Raw genomic sequence first — 15,995 nt, 5'->3', positions numbered from 1 at the left:
GCGCTTTCTTTTTTCTTCTTCCAGCGCAAGACACTGGCGAGTTCAAGGCAGGCACCTTGCCCATCAACCAGTGCGCATATAAAGCCGGATCACACCGCGCAATCCCACGAAGCATCACCCAAAAGCACAAGATCCCCGCCTGATCCATGTCAGATCAGGCGGAGCTTACGCTGGCGAGCCGATACTTATTGCTTATCGGATGTCGTCTGAATCGTGACCCGCTGTCGCACTCGGCTGTAACAGCTGCTGCAGGCGCTGGGCGCCATCGGGCGAGATGTCGCCCTTCTTCATGCTGTCGAGCAGCTTCTGCACTTCTTCCTTTTCGTCCGGGGACAGGTTCTGGCCGATTTCACCGCTATCAAGACGGCGCTGCAGCTCTTCACCCGCCATCGCTTTCCCCCCCTCTGATACGCGACCGCTGGCGATGTCGTTGAGGATGTCGTTGGTGCCCTTGTTCTTCAAAGCGGAATCGTCAATGACAGCGGCGGCGATCCCACCGGGAAGTCCGTTTGCTGCGATGTAATTGGCCATGGAATCTCCTACGGTTATGGAAAATGAACCTATAGGTGTATGCCGATGAAGAGCAGTTCCGTGCTGTGTCCAGTTAGGAGAGTCGATCCGAAAGGGCCGGCACGGACGGGCGCGGTAAAAACCGCCGCAGGATGCTACGATAAACACTGTTGAGCCAGCCCGAAATTCCATGTCCTCCATTCCCGACCCAGCCATCAGTGCCGATATCCGTAACATCCAGCAGATCGGCGCCGTTCCAACCATTCTCGAGGCGGTGGCCGCCATGACGGGCCTGGGCTTCGTCTGCGTTGCGCGGGTGACGGCCAATTCCTGGACAACGTGCGCCGTGCTCGACAAACTGTCGTTCGGACTCCAGATCGGCGACCAGCTCGATGTCACGACCACACTGTGCGAACAGGTGCGAGATACCCAGGCTGCTATCGTGATCGATCACGTGGCCGAGAATGAACAATACCGGAATCACCACACGCCCCGGATCTACGGGTTTCAAAGTTATTTTTCGGTGCCGCTATTTCGCCCCGATGGTGAATACTTTGGCACCCTGTGTGGCCTGGATCCGCGACCCTTGCCGTTATCTGCATCGGGCATCACCGCCAGTCTGAACCTGTTTGCCGAATTGATTTCACGCCAGCTCCATAGCGAGGCCGAATTGCTCGCCGCGCGTGATGCCTTGCTGGGAGAGCGTGAAACCGCGGAACTGCGCGAACAGTTCGTGGCCATTCTCGGTCACGATGTGCGCAACCCCCTCACTGCCATCGTATTGGGTACCTCGGCGCTGCTGCGGCAAGAGCTGCCAGAGGCCGTGCGGGCGACCGTGCAACGAATTCGCCGCAGCGCTCATCGTATCGATGCCTTGATGGAGGACGTCGGAGATTTCGCCCGCGGACGCATGGGGGAGGGCATGCTCGTGACACTGGAACCGTGCGTTGATTTGCCCGAGCGCTTCGAACAGGTGGTCGGCGAACTGCGCATGGCTTATCCCCAATGCATCATTACGCTCGACGTCAAGAATCCAGGGAGCCTGCTCTGCGAGCCTCGTCGCATTGAGCAGGTGCTGTCCAACTTGCTGAAAAATGCACTGACGCACGGCGACGTCAGCCTGCCGGTACACGTCAACGTCGAGTGGGGAGACGGCCAGTTCCACCTGGCAGTATCCAACGGCGGGCCAGCCATTGCGGAACACAAGCTGGGCCAGCTTTTCAAGCCTTTCTGGCGTGGCAATGGCAATGACAGGCACCGCGGCCTGGGGCTGGGCCTGTTCATCGTGGCGGAAATCGCCCGCTCTCACGGTGCCCGGCTGGACGTGCGTTCCACCGATCAGGAAACCGTCTTCGAGTTCGCCATGGCAGCAACCTGATCGCTGGCCGTGCTGGTACGTTCAATCCTGTTTGTCGATCTTCTTGTCTTCGCGCTTGGCCTCGGCCATGGCGTCAGGTTCCAGCTCTTCGGCCGAGCGATTGAGGTGAACGAACAAGCCCCATCCAGTGAGCAACACGCCCGTGCCGGCCAGCAGCGCACCGGCATATAACAGCTGCTCAAGGTCTTCGTGCACCGCGCGGAAAGTGGCCACCAGCCCTTCAATGGCCAAGGCCACGATCACCACCACAAAAAAACGCGAGAGAAAGCGGCGTACCCGGGTCGGCGCGCTGATGTTGGCGTCGCGCACGACTTCTTCTTCTGTAATGGTCTCGGCGATCTGAAACGCCACCACGGCTGCTGCCAGGATGCCGATGGCTTCGATCAGGGCCTGGGCCTGCGGCAAGCCGAGACCATCCATCACCGCCATGAAGCCCATGCGTGCGGCAATGACGATGAGGGCGATCGCGCCCAGGGCAAACAGGATGGCGATCACGCTGTGCACGATGCCGAAGGCATGCATCATTTTTTTCATGGTGTCAGGGCTTTCGGTCGATTTGATGTTGAGCATTGGACCCGCACCTTCGCTAAAGGTTTGGTGCTCCTCCGGTTAACCTATTTGAAGATTGTTTCCGTGTGGAATCGAATTTCATGGCATCTTCATGGTCATACCCACCTATGACGCCGAAATGTTAATTTAATAATAATTATCAGGGGCGTGCTTATTCAATAAGAAATGGAGCAGACATGCCGCACAACACCGAACAATTCAGGAGCTTCAGTGCCGACTACACCCGCGAAGTCGGTGGCGAGAAATATAGCTATGTCGCCCGGTTTACCCTGGGCGATACCATCAACTGGAACGCCGACATCAGTCGCGATGACTCGCCCAAGGGCCATCTGGCCGGAAGTTTTCAGCGCGCCGGCTTTGGCGAGCCGGAGGTCGTGGGCGCGGTCAAGACTCTCATCGAAGAAGAGATCGAAGCGCAAAATGGTATCGATGAATAAGTCGGGACTGACAGGGAGCCAGCCATGACCAGGAAAAAAGTAAGTGAAGACGGCTACATCGTGGAGATGAACCGCCGCTTGCAAGCGCATCCCCAGTACGCGGGGGGCATGGAGTTCCTGCCCCATCCGCCGGGCGCCGCTGGCGAGAGCATCCTCGGCATCGCCTGGGCCGGCATTGTCTTTCATCAGGCTTACCGCGAAGTGCTGGAGTCGATGGAGCGTGATTTCGAGGTGGAATACCCGCGGCGGCGTTTCTAATTTATTAACAGTGCGTCTGGGTGAGATGTAGGTCTTTGCTGGCAACGCCTGCGCCTGGCTCCTACATCAACATCAGCGACCGTCGGATAGTGCCGGGCGGCATCGCCGGCTAACATGATGTCTCCGATCACCAGAAAGCGGAGGCCATCATGCCGCAGGCAGCCTGGAGCAGCAAGCGAGAGCGCCAGTTTGAACATGTCAAGGCTGGCGTGCTCAAGCGAACCGGTAACGAGAAGCAGGCTGAGGAAATCGCAGCGCGTACCGTCAACAAGGAGCGGGCGCGCAACGGCGAGTCTAAGACGGCCAGCAAGACTTCGCTGGATGATATTTCGTCGTCCAGGCGAGGCGGCTTAAGGTCCCACAAAGGGGCCGGAGGCCGGACTTATACGCAGTTGTACGCAGAGGCACGCTTTCGAAATCTGCGTGGTCGCTCAGGGATGAACAAGGCAGCGCTGGAAAAGGCGCTCTCCCGCTGACGACTATCGACGATCAGTGATCAGCCAGTTGGATCGAAGAAACCAGTCGGGGAAGTTGAACACGAGGCCGTGAGTTCAACTTCGCTCGCAAGAAAACCAGCCAGCAGTACCCTGTCTTTGACAGGTCCCCATGCAAAACGCCCGATGAGCAATCATCGGGCGTTTTCTTTTGCAATCACTAATCACTACACGGCAGCAACTGCAGCGTTTCCCGGCTTCGCCTGCCGTTGGCAGACCAAGCCGGGCCGTTACTGATTGATTACTTGGTCACAGCCAGCAGCGTGCGTTGACCGCCCTTGTACGTGTACAGGGTCAGCGAACCGTCCTTGATGTCGCCCTTGGCGTCAAAGGCGATGGTGCCGGTCACGCCCTTGTGGCTGATCTTGGCCAGCGAGGACAGGTACTTCTTCGGATCGGCCGAACCGGCCTTGGCCATGGCGTCAGCCACGGTCATGGTGGCGTCGTAGGCGTAGGCGGCGTTATAGACCACGTCGATGCCGAACTTCTTCTTGTACTCGGCACGGAAATCGTCCATGCCCTTCTTGCCGGATTCGTCCACACCACCGGCTTCGGCGCAGACCACCTGGTCTTCGCCCAGGCCGTCACCAGCCAGGCCCGGCAGCGAGCCGGTACAGATGCCGTCGCCGCCCATGAACTTGGCAGTGATGCCCAGTTGCTTCATCTGGCGCAGCATCGGGCCGCCAACCGCGTCCATGCCGCCGAAGAACACGACTTCAGGCTTCTTGGATTTGATCGAGGTCAGGATGGCGTTGAAGTCGGTCGCCTTGTCGTTGGTGAACTGCTTGCCAACGATCTTGCCGCCGGCAGCTTGTGCGCCCTTGGCGAATTCTTCAGCCACGCCCTGGCCGTAGGCGGTGCGGTCGTCGATCACGGCGATCTGCTTGGTGCCCAGCTTCTGCACGGCGTACTTGCCCAGCACGGCGCCCAGCTGCGCATCGTTGGCCACCACGCGGAAGGCTGTCTTGAAGCCTTGCTGGGTGTACTTGGGGTTGGTCGCCGAAGGCGAGACCTGAGGGATGCCGGCGTCGCTGTAGATCTTGGAGGCAGGGATGGTAGTGCCCGAATTCAGGTGGCCGATCACGGCAGACACCTTCTGGTCGACCAGCTTGGTGGCGACGGCAGTGGCCTGCTTCGGATCCGAGGCGTCATCTTCGCCGATCAGTTCGAACTTGACCTTCTTGCCGCCGATGGTGAAACCCTTGGCGTTCAATTCGTCGACGGCCATGCGGGCGCCGTTTTCATTATCTTTGCCCATGTGGGCGTTGGGGCCGGAGAGGGGGCCGACGTGAGCGATCTTGATCACTTCCTGCGAGAACGCGGAACCTGCGAAGGCCATTCCGATGGCAGCGGTTAATGGAATAATTGCGCTCTTGAGTTTCATAAAATTCCTCTGTAGATTGAATTGACCACTTTTAATGTTTTGTCTCACTACGCTAGCCTTATTCAGATGCGCTTCGGGCGGCTGGGCGTCCCGCTTTGCTTTCGTCCCCGACTTTCTGAATAATGCAGACGGTACAACATAAGATTCGGCTTCGCCAAGTTTTTTTTGACAGTGCTGCCGAAAAATTTCACCCCCTCTTTTGACCATGGCCGCTAAACACCATACGCTCGACAAGGTTGATCGCAAACTGCTCAACATGCTGCAGAAAGACAATCAGATATCGACCCGCGTGCTGGCCGAAAAACTGCATATTTCGCAGCCTACCTGCCTGCGCCGCATCCGAGACCTGCGCGAGGCCGGCATCATCAGCGCCGAGGTGGCGATGGTCGATCCGTTCGCGCTCGGCTATGGCATGCTGGCCTTCCTCGAGATCTCGCTCAACAACCAGTCCGACCAGCACATGCAGGACTTCGAGCAGCGCATGGCCAAGGAGGCCGAGGTCATGCAGTGCTACTTTGTCTCGGGCGAATACGATTATTTCCTGGCAGTCCATGTCATCGATATGGATGCTTACTACCAATTCGTACGCCGGGTCATTTCCGGCTCCGGCAACGTACGGCACTTCCAGTCACGCTTTCCGATGAAGCGCGCCAAGTTCACCACCCGCATCGCCTTCGACGAGAAAGCCGTCGAGGTGCAGGTCCGGGTGCCGCTTTGAGCGACTAACTCAATTAGTGCCAGCCACCGCAGGCTGATTAGCAGTTTTCGTGCCTGCGAGGGGATTTCGCGTTGCGGCGCGGCCGGCAATTGTGTTATTTTCGGTTCATCCAGATGACGCCAGGCGCAGCCTTGTTGTCATTGCGGCGATAACAAGTGAACCAGAGCGACACGAGCCACCACAGAGTGGCAGCACCGGCGGCCACGCCGGCATCAGTCAGACTACCCCGGATCATCCTATTGTGCGGCGCAACAGCCGTCTTGCCCGCGGCCTGCGCAGCAGGCAGGGTGCAATGCCTGCCTACTACGCAAGAGGCAGTGTGCGTCGTGGTGCAGTGGCGCTGCAAAATGGCGCATGGCCGGTATCAACATTTTTTACCCCTTACCCGAAAGGAAACAGCGCGGATGCACGAAGTCGAATTATTCATCCAGGACATGGCGATCATCATGGCAATTGCCGGTATCGTCACGGTGGTCTTCAACAAGCTCAAGCAGCCGGTGGTGCTGGGCTATATCGTAGCCGGCGTGATCATCGGCCCGCATACGCCACCCTATGACCTGATCCAGGATGAAAAGACCGTGCACATCCTCTCGGAGCTGGGGGTGATCTTCCTGCTGTTTTCGCTGGGGCTTGAATTCAGCCTGAAGAAGCTGGCCAAGGTGGGCGCCACGGCGGTCATCGGCGCGGCCGCCGAGATCCTGCTGATGATCTGGATCGGCTACGAGATCGGCCTGTACTTCGGCTGGAAGCGGATGGACGCGATCTTCCTCGGCGCCATGCTGGCGGTGTCGTCCACCACCATCATCGTCAAGGCCCTGCAAGAGCTGGGCATGAAGAACGAGAAGTTCGCCCAGATCATCTTCGGCATCCTGATCGTGGAGGATATCCTGGCCATCGGCATGATCGCGCTGCTGTCGGGCATTGCCACCAGTGGGTCGGTCAATTCGGGTGATGTCTTCACCACTGTCGGCAAGCTGGTGCTGTTCATGATCGTGTCGCTGGTGGTGGGGATCCTGGCGGTGCCGCGCCTGCTCGGCTTCATCTCTCGCTTCAAGAGCAACGAGATGCTGCTGGTGGCGGTGCTGGGCGTGCTGTTCGGTTTCTGCCTGCTGGTCATGAAGCTGCAATACAGCGTGGCGCTGGGCGCGTTCCTGGTGGGTGCGGTGATGGCCGAATCGCGCCAGCTGCATCGCATCGAACGCCTGGTCGAACCTATCCGCGACATGTTCTCGGCGATCTTCTTCGTGGCCATCGGCCTCCTGTTCGACCCCAACGTGCTGGTGCAATACTGGCAACCGATCACCGTCATCGTGCTGGCGGTGGTGTTCGGCAAGCTGATCAGTTGCGGCCTCGGTACCTTCGTGGCGGGTGAAAGCGGCCGCACGCCGATGCGGGTCGGCATGGGGCTGGCGCAGATCGGCGAGTTCTCGTTCATCATCGCCGCGCTGGGAGTGAGCCTGAAGGTGACCAGCGAATTTCTGTACCCGATCGTGGTGGCGGTGTCGGCCATCACGGCCCTGCTTACGCCTTACCTGATCAAGGCCGCCGATCCGCTCTCGGCGCAGGCGGTCAAGCTGGTGCCGCGCAAGGTGTCGAGCCTGCTGGGGATGTATTCGAGCTGGCTGGCCAGCCTGCAGCCGCAGGGCGACCGGGCCGAACTGAGCAAGATCATCCGCCGCATCCTGATGCAGGTGATGGTCAATATCGCGCTGGTGATTGCGATCTTCCTGGCCGGCGCCTTCTTCGTGGAGGGCCTGAGCAAGCAATTGTCGGCCTGGACCCCGGATGCCGACGTGCAGAAGGCCATCATCTGGGGCTGCGCGCTGCTGTTGTCGCTGCCTTTCCTGATCGCCACTTACCGCAAGCTGCAGGCGCTGTCCATGCTGCTGGCCGAGGTCGGGGTCAAGCCCGAGTTCGCCGGGGCTTATACTTCGGGCGTGCGGCGTATCATCTCGGAAATCGTGCCGATCATGTCGATCGTTGGCATCATGCTGCTGATCTTCGTGCTCAGCGCCAGCATCCTGCCGCCGCTCAACTTGCTGGCCTTCGTGCTGGCGGGCGCGGCAGGGCTGTTGTGGCTGCTGTGGAGCAGGCTGGTCAAGTTGCATTCGCGATTGCAGATTGCGCTGTTCGAGACGCTGGACGAGCAACCGGAAGATGTGCATTAACCTTTAACTGAAAATCATGACGCAAGACGAACTCAAGCAGGCGGTCGCCAGGGCCGCCATCGAATACGTGGTCGATGGCCAGATCATCGGCGTGGGCACCGGCTCCACTGCCAATTTCTTCATCGATGAGCTGGGCAAGATCAAGGGCCGCATCAAGGGCGCCGTGGCCTCGTCCGAAGCCACGGCCGAGCGCCTGCGCTCGCATGGCATCACCGTGTTCGACCTCAATGAAGTCGAGACCATGCCGGTCTATATCGACGGCGCCGACGAGATCAATGGCGCCGGCGCCATGATCAAGGGCGGCGGCGCGGCATTGACCCGCGAGAAGATCGTGGCGTCGGTGGCGCAGAAGTTCGTCTGCATCGCCGACGGCTCCAAGCTGGTCGAGGTGCTGGGCAAGTTCCCGCTGCCGGTGGAAGTGATCCCGATGTCGCATTCGGTGGTGGCCCGCAAGCTGGCCGCACTGGGCGGTGAACCGCGCCTGCGCGTCAAGGACGGCCAGCCGGTGGTGACCGACAATGGCGGCTATATCCTCGACGTGCTCGGCCTGGCCATCACCGATCCGGCGGCCATCGAGGACCAGATCAACAATATCGTCGGTGTGATCACCAACGGCCTGTTCGCCCGCAAGGGCGCTACCGTGTGCCTGCTGGGCACGGCGGAAGGCGTGCGCAAGCTGGAGTTCTGACGACGTTGTCGTTGCACTAATTAAAAAAGGCGGTATCCGGTGATCGGATACCGCCTTTTTTGTCATTCGGGCAACGTGTTATTTCTGCGCCGCCTTGCTGCTGTCACGCGCCACCACTACGCTCATCCTGGCCGGATCGAAATACTTGCGGGCCGCGGCGTTGACCTGAGCCAGCGTCAGGTCGGCAATTTTGAGGTCCAGTTGCTGCTGCCAGGTGTAGGTGCGGCCCAGGTTGAGCAGCGACGTCCAGCCGCTGGCAATGCCGCTGTCCTGCGCGCGCTGCTGGTTGCGCTGCTGCAGGATGCCCGATTTGGCGCGCAGCAGCTCATCCTGGGTAAAGCCGTCCTTGAGCAGGCGCGTGATTTCTTCGCGCACGGCGGCGTCGACACGGTCCAGGTTTTGTGGCGCGGCGATGGCGCGCACCACGAAACTGCCGGCGTCACTGATGGCGCCCACGTTCAGGCCCGAGGCGATGCCGTAGGACAGGCCATCCTGCTGGCGTACACGGTCGGCCAGGCGTGACTTCAGGCTGGCGCCGCCCAGCAGGTAATTGGCCACTGCCAGCGCCGGATAGTCGGGGTCGCTGTCGAGCAGCCTGACGTTCTGGCGGGCATAGTAGACGCCGTTTTCCTTGTCGGGCGTGTCGACCACCTGGCGCGTGGCAGCAATATCGGCCCAGGCCGGCAGCACGCGGGCATACGGCGCGGCGCTGGCCCAGCCGCCGAAGGCCTCATCGATGGCGGTGCGCGCGGCTGCCGCATCGAAGTCACCCACGATCGCCAGTTCGCCGTTCGACGCGCCATAGAACCGGCGGTGGAAGTCCTTGACCTGCTCCAGCGTCACCGCGCGGGTGGCGGCGATGCGTTCGTCGAGCGTTTGCGCAGCGCGCCAGTCACCGCTGGGGTAGCGGTTGAAGTGCAGCGCCACGGCTTCTGCCGCGCGCGACTCGGGTTCGTTGCGCGATGCTTCCAGTCCGACCAGCGTTTCACTCTTGAGCTGTTCGAATTCGGCGGCATCGAAGCGTGGATGGCGCAATACCTCCGAGGCCAGCCTGATGGCCGGGATCAGGTTGTCGCGGGTGGTCTGGAAGCCGTACACGCCGCCGCTGATCTTGAGGCGCGTGAATTCATCGGCCAGTTGGCGTCGATCGAATTGGGTGCTGCCGCGCATGAGCATGGCCGCCGTCATCTGGGCCACCGTCTTCTGGCCGAACAGCGTCTGCTGGTCACCGAACTCCAGATTGAGTCGTACCGCGACCGTGGCGCCGCGCGACTTCTTGGGCAGCAACGCCAGTTTCAGCGCCGTGCGCGGAGCCAGGCCGGGCGGTACCAGGGTGGTGCGCTGCTCGATATTGCCTGGCGCCGGCTCGAAGGCTTCACCGGCGGCCACGGCCGGGCGCGGCTTGTATCCGCTCAGCAGAGAGTCGACCGTGGGTGCGCCCGGCACTTCGGTGCGCTGCAGGTTTTCTTCGGGCAGGTAGAGGCCGACGGTGCGGTTGTCGCGGCGCAGGTATTTTGCGGCGGCGGCCGCTACCTGGGCGCTGGTGACCTGCTGCTCGGCGTCGCGGTCGAGAAACAGCAGGCGCCAGTCGCCCAGGGCGATGGCGCTCGACATGGTCACGGCCATCTGTTGCGGGTTGTTCTGCAGCTGTTCGAACATGTTGGCGCTTTCGCGTCGCAGGCGGCCGATCTCGTCATCGGTGGGCGGGGTGGCGGCAAACGATTCGATGGCGGCGACCAGCTCGTCCTTCACCGGGGTGATGTCGACACCGGGCTTGACCACGGCAGCGATGATCTGCAAACCGGGCGCTACGCCGTTGAGCTGCATGTGATAGACGCCGCTGGCGCGACCGCTCTCGACCAGCGACTTGTGCAGGCGGCCATTGGGCGTATCGGCCAGGATGGCGCCGGCAAAGGCCAGCGCATTGGTGTCCGGATGCAGGCTGGATGGCATCTTGTAGGCCACCGCCACCAGCTGGATATCGCCCTTGCGGCGGATCACGAACTGGCGCTCGCCGTCCTGGGTCGGCTCGGCGGTCCAGAAATGGGGCAAACTCCGTTTGGGCTTGGCGATGCGGCCGAAGCTCTGGTTCACCCATTGCAGCACCTGCGCCGGGTCGAACTTGCCGGCCACCAGCAGCACGGCATTGTCGGGCTGGTAATAGGTGCGATAGAAGGCGCGCAGGTTGTCGATGCCGACGTTTTCGATGTCGCTGCGGTTGCCGATGGTGGCGCGGCCATAGCTGTGCCAGTCGTAGGCAATGCTCTGCATGCGTTTGAGCATGACGCTGGTGGGCGAAGTTTCGCCGCTTTCGAATTCGTTGCGCACCACCGTCATCTCGGTGTCGAGGTCCTTGCGGGCGATGTTCGAATTCATCATCCGGTCGGCTTCCATCGTGATGGCCCAGCGCAGGTTGTCTTCCCCGGACTGGAAGGTCTCGTAATAGTTGGTGCGGTCGAGCCAGGTGGTGCCGTTGAAGTTCATGCCGCGCTTGCTGAACTCCTGCGGGATCGCGGGATAGCTCGGCGTGCCCTTGAACATCAGGTGTTCCAGCAGGTGGGCCATGCCGGTCTCGCCGTAGTTTTCATGGCGTGAGCCGACCAGGTAGGTGACGTTGACGGTGACGGTCGGCTTGGAGTCGTCCGGGAACATCAGCAGCTTGAAGCCGTTGGCGAAGCGATATTCGGTGATGCCTTCGGCCGATGGCCCTTGCGTCACGCCAGGCGGCAGCGCGCTGGCGGTGGCATTGCGTCCAGCCTTGGCGACGCTGGCCCGGTTGGCGCTGGCGTCGTCGGCATAAGCGAAAGAGGTGGTCAGGCTCGACAGGGCGAGGGCCGCGCACAGGGCGCCGGCCAGGATGGACAATCGCGGAACGGGGAAGGGCAACGGTTTCTCCTGCAGAGGACGACGGTGGAGCATGCATTGTAGTGCAGGGCCGAAAAAAAACGCTGCGGCAGGCAAGCTGCGGCAGCGTTGTTCCAACGGCGGCGGTAAAGCTTAGTCGGCCGGCGGCGGCACGTAGCCTTGGGCGGCATCGGCGCCGTCGCCGAAGAAATGCTTTTCCATCTGGACGGCCAGGTACTTGCGCGCACGGGCGTCGGCCAGCATCAGACGGTTTTCATTGACCAGCATGGTCTGGTGCTTGAGCCAGGCAGCCCAGGCTTCCTTGGAAACGCTTTCATAGATGCGCTTGCCCAGTTCGCCCGGGTACGGCGGGAAGTCCAGTCCTTCGGCTTCCTTGTTCAGTTTGATGCAGTGGACGGTGCGTGCCATGTCGATTCCTTGTTCAAATAGCGGTGAAAAGCGCCGGACGTGGCAGCTGTTGCAAACAGTGTCAGCGGTTGAGCCGGCTCACGTCCTGACAGATGGGGGTTAATCGGTGACTCTCAATCAGTAGAGGTTCTTGATCAGGATCTGCGACTTGCGTTGCCAGTTGTAGATCTTCTGGCGATCTTGCGGCAGGTCGTTGACGCTGGCCAGGGTAAAGCCGCGGCGCAGGAACCAGTGCGAAGTGCGGGTGGTGAGCACAAACAGCTTGGTCAGTCCGGCTTCGCGCGCACGCGTCTCGATATGCTTGAGGATACGGTCGCCGTCGCCCTGGCCCTGCACTTCGGGGTTGACGGTCAGGCAAGCCATTTCGCCCATCTTTTCCTGGGGGAAAGGATACAGCGCGGCGCAGCCGAAGATCACGTTGTCGTGCTCGATCACCGAGAAGTAGTGAATCTCGCGCTCGATCAGCTCGCGACCGCGCTTGACCAGCGTGCCATCGGCCTCGAGCGGTTCGATCAGCTTGAGGATGCCGCCGACGTCTTCGATGGTGGCCTGGCGCAGGCTTTCCAGGTTTTCGTAAGTGACCATGGTGCCCACGCCATCGTGGGTGAACAGCTCCAGCAGGGCCGAGCCATCGGTGGCAAACGGCACGATGTGGGCGCGCGACACGCCGGCGTTACAGGCCTTGACCACGCTGGCCAGGTAGAACGCGGCATCGGAGGGCAGGAAGCCGGCCGACAGCACCGCTTCGGCCTGGTGCGATGACAGTTCGCGGATATCGCTGCCGCCGGCGTCTTTCATCAGCGGCGTCTCGGACAGGAAGATCAGCTTTTCGGCGCGCAGCGCGATGGCGGCCGATACCGCCACGTCTTCCATGGTCAGGTTGAAGGCTTCGCCGGTGGGCGAGAAGCCCAGCGGCGACAACAGCACGATGCCGCCAGCGTTCATGATCGGCTGGATCACATCGGCGGCGATCTTGCGCACGACACCTGTCAGTTGCAGGTCGACGCCATCAAACACGCCCATCGGCCGGGCCGTGACGAAATTGCCCGAGATCACGCGGATGGCCGCGTGCGCCATGGGGGTATTGGGCAAGCCCTGGCTGAAGGCGGCTTCGATGTCCAGGCGTAGCTCGCCCGAGGCTTCCTTGGCGCATTCCAGTGCGGCGCTGTCGGTGACGCGCAGGCCATTGTGAAAGTGCGCCTCGACATTGCGCAGCGCCAACTGTTCGGCCACCTGCGGCCTCGAGCCGTGCACCACCACGATACGGATGCCCAGCGCATGCAGCAGCGACAGGTCTTGCGCCAGCACCTGCAGGTCGCCGGCAGTGACCAGTTCACCGGGGAAGGCGACCACGAAGGTCTTGCCGCGAAAGGCGTGGACGTACGGCGCGACCGAGCGCAGCCAGTGGACGAATTGAGTCTGATTTTCCATGACGCGCATTATAGAGCGAGTCCGCAGCGATTTCAGTGCCTGGCCCGCCAAGTAGGCCGGTCCAATGCGGCCGTTCTCTTTTCGAGGCCATTCGAAAGGCCGAGAAATCGCTTTTCTTCTGCATACCTGAGAACGGTTCTCATCAATACTCCTGCCTTTCCTGCCGCATCGCAACTATCTAAATCGCATATGCCATCAGCCTGTTTCCCATATCGGGAAGTGGTTATCGATCGATTTATTGCTTTCATACTCATTTTTTCGCCGTGCCCAGCCAGCGTCAAGTCAGCCTGCACTTCATTCACTTCTATGAAGAAGATCAAGCAATGCTGAAACTGAAACCTCTGGCCCTGGCTGCCATGCTGAGTTGCTCCCATGGCGTCGTCGCGGCACAGTCGGATGCGACGTCACTGGGCGATATCACCGTCCAGGACGACAAGGTCATGGATGACAATGCGGCCACCCTGACCGTGATTACCCGCGAAGACATCCAGGAACGCGGCGCGCGCAGCATCAAGGATGTGCTGGCCGAGGAGCCCGACGTGGCGGTGCGCACGCGACCGTCCAATTTCACCGCTACGCGGTCGAGTTACGGGCGCGGGCGCAGCGAGGGCATCAATGTGCGCGGCATCGAGGGCAATCGCCTGCTGATCGTGCAGGACGGCATCCGCCTGCCCAACAGTTTTTCGTTCGGGCCGGCGTTCCAGACCGGGCGGGGCGATTACTGGGATGTCGACAGCCTGCGCAAGATCGAGATCCTGCGCGGGCCGAACTCGGTCCAGTACGGCGCCGACAGCATTGCCGGCGTGGTCAGCGCCAGCGCGTTGCAAGTGCATGACCTGGTCAAGGCCGGGCGCACGAGGGGCGGCTTTGTGCAGGGCTCCTATGCCCAGCAGGACAACTCGTTCAACCATTCGGCCGGCATCGGATTCGATGATGGGCGCTGGCAGGCGATGTTCATGGGCAGCCGACGCCGCGGGCACGAGACCTGGTCGCAAGAGCACGACCAGCGGCCCGACAACCGGCGCACCGCACCCAATCCGATGAATGTGGAGAGTCGCTATAACCTGGGACGAGCCGGGCTGCAGCTCAATCCGGCGCATCTGGTGCGGGTGACGCTGGAAAGCGTACACAACCAGGTCGATATCGACGGATTCACTGCGGTGTCGCCGTGGCCGGTATTTCGGAAGACGCGCGAGCTCACTGCGCACGATGTCGTCAAACGCGAACGCATCTCGCTGGAACATTACTTCAAGGGGCAATCGCAGGGTTGGTTGACGCAGCTGCACAGCCATTTGTACTTGCAGCGGGCCTCGACCCGGCAGTTCACCTACGAGCAGGTATTCGGCCCGGCCACCGCTGCCGAGCAGAAGATGTTTGACGACGCCGGAGGTTTTTCGGTGCGGACCATGCCAGGCGCGCTGCAGCGCACGCGTGACAACAGTTATAACGAACGCACCACCGGTTTTGCGCTGCTGGCCGATGGCCGCTTGTCGACCGGCATGGTCGAGCATCGCCTCCGTTATGGCGTCGACCTGAGCCGTGCCGAGATCAGCGCGCTGCTCGACGGCACCGTGCCCATGGCGACCAAGGTATTTCCGGCGCGGCCATTGCCCGATAGCGGGTACTTTCTGGCGGGTGTGTTTGTCCAGGACGAGATCGCCGTTGGCAGCTTGCGGCTCATCCCGGGGCTGCGCTACGACAGATATCGCATGTCGCCCGATATGCGCTCGCTATCGGCTTCCGACCTGGCTGCCATGGAAGTCAGCGGGGCAACCGTGGCTGGCCAGTCGGGCAGTGCGCTGACGCCGCGCCTGGGGATAATCTGGGAGGTCATCCCCGAGATGGTCCCCTATTTCAGCTACGCCCAGGGATTTCGTGCGCCCGAACCTGGGCAGGTCAACGCCAATTTCTCCAGTCCCATCGGCTACTACGAGGCGGCCGGCAACCCCGGGTTGCGTCCTGAAAGGGTGATCAGCAGGGAGCTGGGCGTGCGCGGCCGCTTCTCCGATCTTGCCTACTCGGTCGCCGGTTTCGACAGTCGTTACACCGACTTCATCGACCTGCGGCCTACTGGCTTCAATCCCGTGACGGGCTACACCGTGTACCGCAGCGTCAATTATGCCAAGGCGCACGTGAGGGGCTTCGAGGCGCGGGCAGAGTGGACCCCCGCACCTGCCTGGCGTTTCAATGCGGCCTGGGCCTATACCCGTGGCGACGTATTCCGGCCCACCAAGGTCACCGAGCTCAATCCGGACTTCAGCTTTGTCTACGGCGAACATGCATGGCAGCCGCTCAATTCGGTGCAACCGATGCGCATGATCCTCGGCGCCCGCTACCGTCAGGAGCGTTGGGGCGCATATGCCAATCTGGAGCATTCCTGGGGCAAGACGCCCAGTCGGGTGGCGCCGGCGCCAGGCAGAGAAACACGCATGCGGACCCGCGCATTCACGGTCGTCGGCGTGGGCGCACATGTGAAGCCGGTTGCTGCCATGACCGTCAGTCTCAATATCGAAAACCTGTTCAACGCGACCTATGAACGCTGGTCCGATGTCGGCGAACTCGAAGTGGTGGATCGTCGCTATTCAGCGCCGCCGCGCAGCCTGCAACTGAGCTTGCGCACCACCTTCTGAGGCGTGCCGAGGGTGCTTGCGGCCCGACCGGCGGGGGCGGACACGGGTATAATGAC

At 61.3% G+C, this 15,995-nt stretch carries 14 protein-coding genes; 8 read left to right on the top strand and 6 right to left on the bottom strand.

Annotated elements, in window-relative coordinates:
• Positions 1-192: 192 nt before the first annotated feature.
• Positions 193-531 carry a hypothetical protein gene (locus LBW87_RS11570; protein WP_225201618.1) on the bottom strand — a complete coding sequence of 113 codons (339 nt, stop codon included), beginning with the start codon at positions 529-531 and terminating at the stop codon, positions 193-195.
• Positions 532-700: 169 nt separating this feature from the next.
• Between LBW87_RS11570 and LBW87_RS11565 the strand changes: the two genes are divergently transcribed.
• Complete coding sequence (locus tag LBW87_RS11565) at positions 701-1,888, top strand: sensor histidine kinase (RefSeq protein ID WP_225201617.1); 1,188 nt, start codon at positions 701-703, stop codon at positions 1,886-1,888.
• Between the two features lie 21 nt (positions 1,889-1,909).
• On the opposite strand, the gene LBW87_RS11560 is transcribed toward LBW87_RS11565, so the two are convergent.
• The gene (locus tag LBW87_RS11560; RefSeq protein WP_225201874.1) at positions 1,910-2,422 is read right to left on the bottom strand and encodes a hypothetical protein; all 513 of its coding nucleotides are present in this window, start codon (positions 2,420-2,422) and stop codon (positions 1,910-1,912) included.
• A gap of 212 nt (positions 2,423-2,634) precedes the next feature.
• On the opposite strand from LBW87_RS11560, the gene LBW87_RS11555 reads away from it, so the two are divergent.
• From LBW87_RS11555 to LBW87_RS11545, 3 genes are all read left to right on the top strand, one after another.
• Positions 2,635-2,895: a hypothetical protein gene (locus LBW87_RS11555; RefSeq protein ID WP_225201616.1), complete on the top strand. Its 261-nt coding sequence runs from the start codon at positions 2,635-2,637 to the stop codon at positions 2,893-2,895.
• Positions 2,896-2,919: 24 nt separating this feature from the next.
• Complete coding sequence (locus LBW87_RS11550; protein ID WP_225201615.1) at positions 2,920-3,153, top strand: hypothetical protein; 234 nt, start codon at positions 2,920-2,922, stop codon at positions 3,151-3,153.
• A 149-nt stretch (positions 3,154-3,302) separates the two neighbouring features.
• Positions 3,303-3,629, top strand: coding sequence for a plasmid stabilization protein (locus tag LBW87_RS11545; RefSeq protein ID WP_225201614.1), 327 nt, complete (start codon positions 3,303-3,305; stop codon positions 3,627-3,629).
• Positions 3,630-3,888: 259 nt separating this feature from the next.
• On the opposite strand, the gene LBW87_RS11540 is transcribed toward LBW87_RS11545, so the two are convergent.
• Complete coding sequence (locus tag LBW87_RS11540; RefSeq protein WP_225201613.1) at positions 3,889-5,031, bottom strand: branched-chain amino acid ABC transporter substrate-binding protein; 1,143 nt, start codon at positions 5,029-5,031, stop codon at positions 3,889-3,891.
• A 205-nt stretch (positions 5,032-5,236) separates the two neighbouring features.
• On the opposite strand from LBW87_RS11540, the gene LBW87_RS11535 reads away from it, so the two are divergent.
• The 3 genes from LBW87_RS11535 to rpiA all read left to right on the top strand — a co-directional run bounded on the left by LBW87_RS11535 (position 5,237) and on the right by rpiA (position 8,605).
• Positions 5,237-5,749 (top strand): Lrp/AsnC family transcriptional regulator, encoded by a 513-nt coding sequence (locus tag LBW87_RS11535; protein WP_225201612.1) that lies wholly within the window; start codon positions 5,237-5,239, stop codon positions 5,747-5,749.
• Positions 5,750-6,153: 404 nt separating this feature from the next.
• Positions 6,154-7,917: a cation:proton antiporter gene (locus LBW87_RS11530; RefSeq protein ID WP_225201611.1), complete on the top strand. Its 1,764-nt coding sequence runs from the start codon at positions 6,154-6,156 to the stop codon at positions 7,915-7,917.
• Between the two features lie 16 nt (positions 7,918-7,933).
• The gene (gene rpiA, locus LBW87_RS11525) at positions 7,934-8,605 is read left to right on the top strand and encodes a ribose-5-phosphate isomerase RpiA (protein ID WP_225201610.1); all 672 of its coding nucleotides are present in this window, start codon (positions 7,934-7,936) and stop codon (positions 8,603-8,605) included.
• Positions 8,606-8,683: 78 nt separating this feature from the next.
• On the opposite strand, the gene LBW87_RS11520 is transcribed toward rpiA, so the two are convergent.
• The 3 genes from LBW87_RS11520 to argA all read right to left on the bottom strand — a co-directional run bounded on the left by LBW87_RS11520 (position 8,684) and on the right by argA (position 13,309).
• Positions 8,684-11,491, bottom strand: a complete 2,808-nt coding sequence (locus tag LBW87_RS11520; protein ID WP_225201609.1) for a M16 family metallopeptidase — start codon at positions 11,489-11,491, stop codon at positions 8,684-8,686.
• A 111-nt stretch (positions 11,492-11,602) separates the two neighbouring features.
• On the bottom strand, positions 11,603-11,878 hold the full coding sequence (locus tag LBW87_RS11515) for an oxidative damage protection protein (protein WP_225201608.1): 276 nt from the start codon (positions 11,876-11,878) through the stop codon (positions 11,603-11,605).
• Between the two features lie 117 nt (positions 11,879-11,995).
• Positions 11,996-13,309: an amino-acid N-acetyltransferase gene (gene argA, locus LBW87_RS11510; RefSeq protein WP_225201607.1), complete on the bottom strand. Its 1,314-nt coding sequence runs from the start codon at positions 13,307-13,309 to the stop codon at positions 11,996-11,998.
• 323 nt (positions 13,310-13,632) lie between these two features.
• On the opposite strand from argA, the gene LBW87_RS11505 reads away from it, so the two are divergent.
• Positions 13,633-15,939, top strand: a complete 2,307-nt coding sequence (locus tag LBW87_RS11505) for a TonB-dependent hemoglobin/transferrin/lactoferrin family receptor (RefSeq protein WP_225201606.1) — start codon at positions 13,633-13,635, stop codon at positions 15,937-15,939.
• The last annotated feature ends 56 nt before the right edge of the window (positions 15,940-15,995 follow it).

This window comes from Herbaspirillum sp. alder98, from assembly GCF_020179755.1.
Classification (GTDB): Bacteria; Pseudomonadota; Gammaproteobacteria; order Burkholderiales; family Burkholderiaceae_D; genus Herbaspirillum.
The sequence above is the reverse complement of the archived record's forward strand: the minus strand, read 5'-3'. Positions and strand labels throughout refer to the sequence as shown.

Bases quoted from the DNA above. Each gene is read 5' to 3' on its own strand.
- LBW87_RS11570 (WP_225201618.1), bottom strand. From the start codon at position 531: ATGGCCAATTACATCGCAGCAAACGGACTTCCCGGTGGGATCGCCGCC.
- LBW87_RS11565 (WP_225201617.1), top strand. From the start codon at position 701: ATGTCCTCCATTCCCGACCCAGCCATCAGTGCCGATATCCGTAACATC.
- LBW87_RS11560 (WP_225201874.1), bottom strand. From the start codon at position 2,422: ATGAAAAAAATGATGCATGCCTTCGGCATCGTGCACAGCGTGATCGCC.
- LBW87_RS11555 (WP_225201616.1), top strand. From the start codon at position 2,635: ATGCCGCACAACACCGAACAATTCAGGAGCTTCAGTGCCGACTACACC.
- LBW87_RS11550 (WP_225201615.1), top strand. From the start codon at position 2,920: ATGACCAGGAAAAAAGTAAGTGAAGACGGCTACATCGTGGAGATGAAC.
- LBW87_RS11545 (WP_225201614.1), top strand. From the start codon at position 3,303: ATGCCGCAGGCAGCCTGGAGCAGCAAGCGAGAGCGCCAGTTTGAACAT.
- LBW87_RS11540 (WP_225201613.1), bottom strand. From the start codon at position 5,031: ATGAAACTCAAGAGCGCAATTATTCCATTAACCGCTGCCATCGGAATG.
- LBW87_RS11535 (WP_225201612.1), top strand. From the start codon at position 5,237: ATGGCCGCTAAACACCATACGCTCGACAAGGTTGATCGCAAACTGCTC.
- LBW87_RS11530 (WP_225201611.1), top strand. From the start codon at position 6,154: ATGCACGAAGTCGAATTATTCATCCAGGACATGGCGATCATCATGGCA.
- rpiA (WP_225201610.1), top strand. From the start codon at position 7,934: ATGACGCAAGACGAACTCAAGCAGGCGGTCGCCAGGGCCGCCATCGAA.
- LBW87_RS11515 (WP_225201608.1), bottom strand. From the start codon at position 11,878: ATGGCACGCACCGTCCACTGCATCAAACTGAACAAGGAAGCCGAAGGA.
- argA (WP_225201607.1), bottom strand. From the start codon at position 13,309: ATGGAAAATCAGACTCAATTCGTCCACTGGCTGCGCTCGGTCGCGCCG.
- LBW87_RS11505 (WP_225201606.1), top strand. From the start codon at position 13,633: ATGCTGAAACTGAAACCTCTGGCCCTGGCTGCCATGCTGAGTTGCTCC.